This window comes from Streptomyces cahuitamycinicus, assembly GCF_002891435.1.
Taxonomy (GTDB): domain Bacteria; phylum Actinomycetota; class Actinomycetes; order Streptomycetales; family Streptomycetaceae; genus Streptomyces; species Streptomyces cahuitamycinicus.
This window is the reverse complement of the sequence record NZ_POUC01000567.1, coordinates 1-4139: the sequence shown is the minus strand read 5'-3', so window position 1 is coordinate 4139 and position 4139 is coordinate 1. Positions and strand designations below refer to the sequence as shown.

Annotated in this window: 4 protein-coding genes; all 4 read left to right on the top strand. The window is 73.3% G+C overall.

Annotated elements, in window-relative coordinates; all coding sequences use genetic code 11:
* The first annotated feature begins 2 nt into the window (after positions 1 to 2).
* Positions 3 to 1013, top strand: a complete 1011-nt coding sequence (locus C1J00_RS39355; RefSeq protein ID WP_102913670.1) for a sugar ABC transporter substrate-binding protein — start codon at positions 3 to 5, stop codon at positions 1011 to 1013.
* Between the two features lie 10 nt (positions 1014 to 1023).
* Positions 1024 to 2574, top strand: coding sequence for a sugar ABC transporter ATP-binding protein (locus C1J00_RS39350; RefSeq protein ID WP_102913669.1), 1551 nt, complete (start codon positions 1024 to 1026; stop codon positions 2572 to 2574).
* Positions 2571 to 3554 (top strand): ABC transporter permease, encoded by a 984-nt coding sequence (locus C1J00_RS39345; protein ID WP_102913668.1) that lies wholly within the window; start codon positions 2571 to 2573, stop codon positions 3552 to 3554. The genes C1J00_RS39350 and C1J00_RS39345 overlap by 4 nt, the downstream gene beginning before the upstream one ends.
* A 30-nt stretch (positions 3555 to 3584) precedes the next feature.
* On the top strand, positions 3585 to 4139 hold a 555-nt coding region (locus C1J00_RS39340), incomplete at its 3' end, for an amidohydrolase family protein (protein WP_146046352.1).

The window sequence follows — 4139 nt, the reverse complement described above, 5'->3', positions numbered from 1 at the left end:
CCATGACCCCACCCCCGTACACCGCCTCGCGCAGACACTTCCTCGCCCTGTCCGCCGCCACCGCCCTGGCGGCAGCCGGCTGCTCGGCACCGGAGAACACGGCTGCCTCCGCCGAGCCCTCACGCTCCGGCGGCACCCGCCTGACGACGATCGGCCTCGACTACCCCTTCACCCAGCTCCCGCTCTACTCCACGCTGGTGAAGCTCTCCACCGCTCAGGCGAAGCCACACGGCATCTCGTTGCTGACGACGAGCGACAACGCAAGTGCCGACACCCAGGCCACCAACCTCAACACCTGGGTCGCCCGCAAGGTCCCGGCCATCGTGTCCTTCCCCATGGTCTTCGAGGCCGCCGAGCCCATCGCCGAGGCGGCCCTCGACGCGGGGCTGATCTGGGTCACCTACGGAGGCTCCCTCCAGCACCAGAGCGCCGACATCCGGTTCAGCTTCCGCGAGGGCGGCACCCTCCTCGGGGCCGCGGCGGCGCAGTGGGCCCGGGAGCACCTCAACGGCAAGGGCAAGATCGCCTTCCTCACGGACAGCACCATCGAGCTGGGCCGCGAACGGACCAAGGGCATGATCGACGCCTTCACCGAGGCGGCGCCCGGCGTCGACGTGGTGGCGCGGGAGCAGGCCATCGACCCGGACACGGGCCTGTCGAAGACGAAGGCGATCCTCGCCAAGCACCCCGACCTCAATCTCGTCCTCGGCGTCACCGACGCCGCCGCGTACGGCGGTTTCAAGGCTCTCCAGCAGGCGGGCCGGGCCAAGGACGACGCCAGGACCTTCGTCGGCGGCCAGGACGGCTCCGCACCCTCCCTCCTCGCCGTGAAGCAGGGCACGTTCTACCGGGCCTCCGCCGCCCTCGCGCCGAAGGACATCGCGGCCGCCATCGTCGACGTGCCGCGGGCGGTCGCCGCCGGAAAGGCCGACCCCAGCGCCCAGGTGCCGATCACGCTCGTCCAGCGCGCGGACACCGCACGCATCGACGCCCTGCTCGCCCAGAACGCGTAGGACCGGCGCCATGACGACCACGAACCTCCGCATCAGCGGCCTGACGAAGTCCTTCGGCGGCGTCCGGGCCCTCGACGGTGTCGGCCTCACCGTCCCCGCCGGGCAGGTGCACGCCCTGCTCGGCCACAACGGGGCCGGCAAGTCCACCCTCATCAAGTGCCTGGGCGGCGCCTACCCACCCGACGGAGGCACCATCGAAGTCGGCGGCACGACGTACACCCGGCTCACCCCACGCGAGTCCATCGCCTCCGGCGTGGCGATCATCTTCCAGACGCTCAGCGTGGTCGACGCTCTGACCGTGGCGGAGAACATCTTCCTCGGCCAGGAGTGGACCCGGCACGGCCGCATCGACCGGCGTGCCCAGGAGGAGGTCGCCGCCGGGCTGCTGGAGCGGGTGGCCGCCAAGTGCTCACCGAGGGACCGGGTGGGTGATCTGCCCATGGGCCAGCGGCAGTTGGTGGAGATCGCCAAGGCCCTCAGCCGCAGCGCCTCCGTCCTGGTCCTCGACGAACCGACCGCCGCCCTGTCCGGCGCCGAGACCGACGCCCTGGCCGAACGCGTCGAGGACCTGCGCACCCAGGGACTCGCCATCGTCTACGTCACCCACCTCCTGGGCGAGGTGGAACGGCTCGCGGACGCCGTGACCGTGCTGCGGGACGGGCGGGTGGTCCACCACGCGACGGTGGCGGGGCGGAAGCGGCGGGACCTGGTGGAGGCGATCGCGGGACGGCCGACGCAGGCCCCACGGAAGTCGCGACGGCCTCCCACCCCACCCCGTCTCGTCGTCGAAGCGCTGCACGGACCCGGCTTCGGCCCCGTCGGTCTCACCGTCGCCGCAGGCGAGCGCGTCGGTCTGTTCGGGCTCATCGGCTCGGGCCGCACCCGCGTGCTGGAGACCCTCTACGGCAGGCGCCGCGCCACCGCCGGCACGGTCCGCGTCGGCGACCGTACCGTCACCCCCGCCCGACCGGCCGACGCGCTCGCCGCCGGGATCGCGCTCGTCCCGGCGGACCGGCGGGCCCAGGGCCTGTTCCCCTCGATGACGGCGCAGGACAACGCGCTGCTGCCCTCCGTCCGGCCTCTGTCCCGCCACGGACTACGGGCGTTGCGCACCGAGCGGCGGGTGTTCGGCGCGCTGGCCACGGCGGTCGGACTGCGCCCGGCCCGGCCCCGACTGCCGGCGGGCGCGTTCTCCGGCGGCAACCAGCAGAAGCTCGTCCTCGGCCGGTGGATCAACGAGGCCCGGCACGTGGACGTGCTGCTGCTGGACGAGCCGACGCAGGGCGTCGACGTGGGTGCCCGGCAGGAGATCTACCGGGTCGTGTCCGCCCTCGCCGAGGAACGCGGCACCGCCGTGCTGTTCGCATCCAGCGACCCCGAGGAGATCGTGGCGCTAGCCGACCGCTGCCTGATCGTCGCCGGGGGACGGATCGTCGGCGAACTCTCCGGCGCCGAACTCACCGAACAAGCCCTGCTGTCGGCCGTTCACGATCCCCTGACCGCCGAACAGGCTCCGCCGTCGGCCGTTCACGACCCCCTGACCGCCGAAGGAGCAGCATGACCACCGCCGACCCGGTCCTCCCGCGGTTCCGCCCGATCACCACCGGCGGGCTCGCCGCCGTACGCCGCAACCCGCTCCTCGTCGTGCTCGTCGCGATGGTGCTGGTCTTCCAGCTGACCACGGGCAGCTTCCTCGACCCGGCCAACCTGAGCGGCATCGCCACCGACGCCGCGACCCTCGCCATCGTCGCCGTGCCGCTGGCCCTGCTCGTCATCAGCGGCTACCTCGACCTGTCGGTGGGCTCCACGCTCGCACTGGGCGGGCTCGTCGGGGGCTGGCTGGCGGGACAGCACCACCAGTCGCCCGCCGTCGCCCTGCTCGGGGCGCTCGCGGCCGGGGCACTGGTCGGCGCGGTGAACGGCGTCCTGTGCTGCTGGTTCGGCCTGTCCGCGTTCATCGTCACCCTCGGCATGCTGACCGCCGTACGCGGCCTGGCACAGCAGCTGTTCCCGCTGCCGCTGAGCGGCTTCGGCTCCGGGTTCGCCTGGATCGGCGGGGCCCGCGTCGCCGGGATCGCCGCGCCGGTCGTCATCGCGGCGCTCGTGCTGGCCGCCGGCGCCCTGTTCCTCGCCGTCACCCCGGCCGGCCGGCACGTCTTCGCCATCGGCGTCAACCGGGAGGCCGCCCACCTCTCCGGCATCCGCATCCGCCGCACCCCGTTCGCGCTGTTCGTCGCCACCGGTGTGGCCGCCGCCCTGGCCGGGGCCATCAAGGCGTCGGTGCTGGACAGCGCGGTGGCCGGCACCTCCGGTGCCGGGTTCGAACTGACCGTGCTCACCGCGGTGCTGCTCGGCGGCGTCGCCCTCACCGGCGGCTCCGGCTCCATCCTCGGCGTCCTGCTCGGCGTGCTCTTCCTCGGCGGTCTGCAGAACGGCCTGACCCTGCTGAACGTGCCGACGTTCTGGCAGCAGATGGCCCAGGGCACCGCGCTGGTGACCGGCGCGGCCCTGGCCTACTTCGCGCCCCGCACCGGGCGCTGATCCGCCCACCCCACTGAAATGAGGTCATCCGTGAGCGACACCGCTCCCACGCTCGTTCTCACCGGCGGTCAGATCCTCACCGTCGACGCCGGGTTCTCCGTCGCCGAGGGTGTGGCCGTGCGCGGCCGGGACATCCTGGCCGTCGGCAGCGACGCTGAGATGCGCGCCCTGGCCGGGCCCGGCACCCGGATCGTCGAACTCGACGGCCGGACCGTGCTGCCCGGCATCAACGACTCGCATCTGCACGGAGCCGCCTACGGCATGACGAAACCGCCGTTCGCCCTCGACGTCGGCCACCCGTCGGTCGGTTCCATCGCCGACATCGCGGCGGTCGTCGGCCGGGCGGCACACGAGACCCCGCGGGGCGACTGGATCATCGGCCTGGGCTGGGACCCCGGCTACCTCGCCGAGTGCCTCGCCGACCCGGGCCGCTTCCCGCACCGGCGGGACCTGGACGCGGTGGCCCCCGACCACCCGGTCTGCCTGACGGACTTCTCCTCGCACATGGTGTGGGTCAACTCCGAGGCGCTGCGCCGCTGCGGAGTCGACGCCGCCACCCCCGCCCCGCCCGGCGGTGTCATCGAC

Excerpts from the sequence above, each read along its gene's own strand:
- C1J00_RS39345 (WP_102913668.1), top strand. The coding sequence starts at position 2,571 with ATGACCACCGCCGACCCGGTCCTCCCGCGGTTCCGCCCGATCACCACC.
- C1J00_RS39355 (WP_102913670.1), top strand. The coding sequence starts at position 3 with ATGACCCCACCCCCGTACACCGCCTCGCGCAGACACTTCCTCGCCCTG.
- C1J00_RS39350 (WP_102913669.1), top strand. The coding sequence starts at position 1,024 with ATGACGACCACGAACCTCCGCATCAGCGGCCTGACGAAGTCCTTCGGC.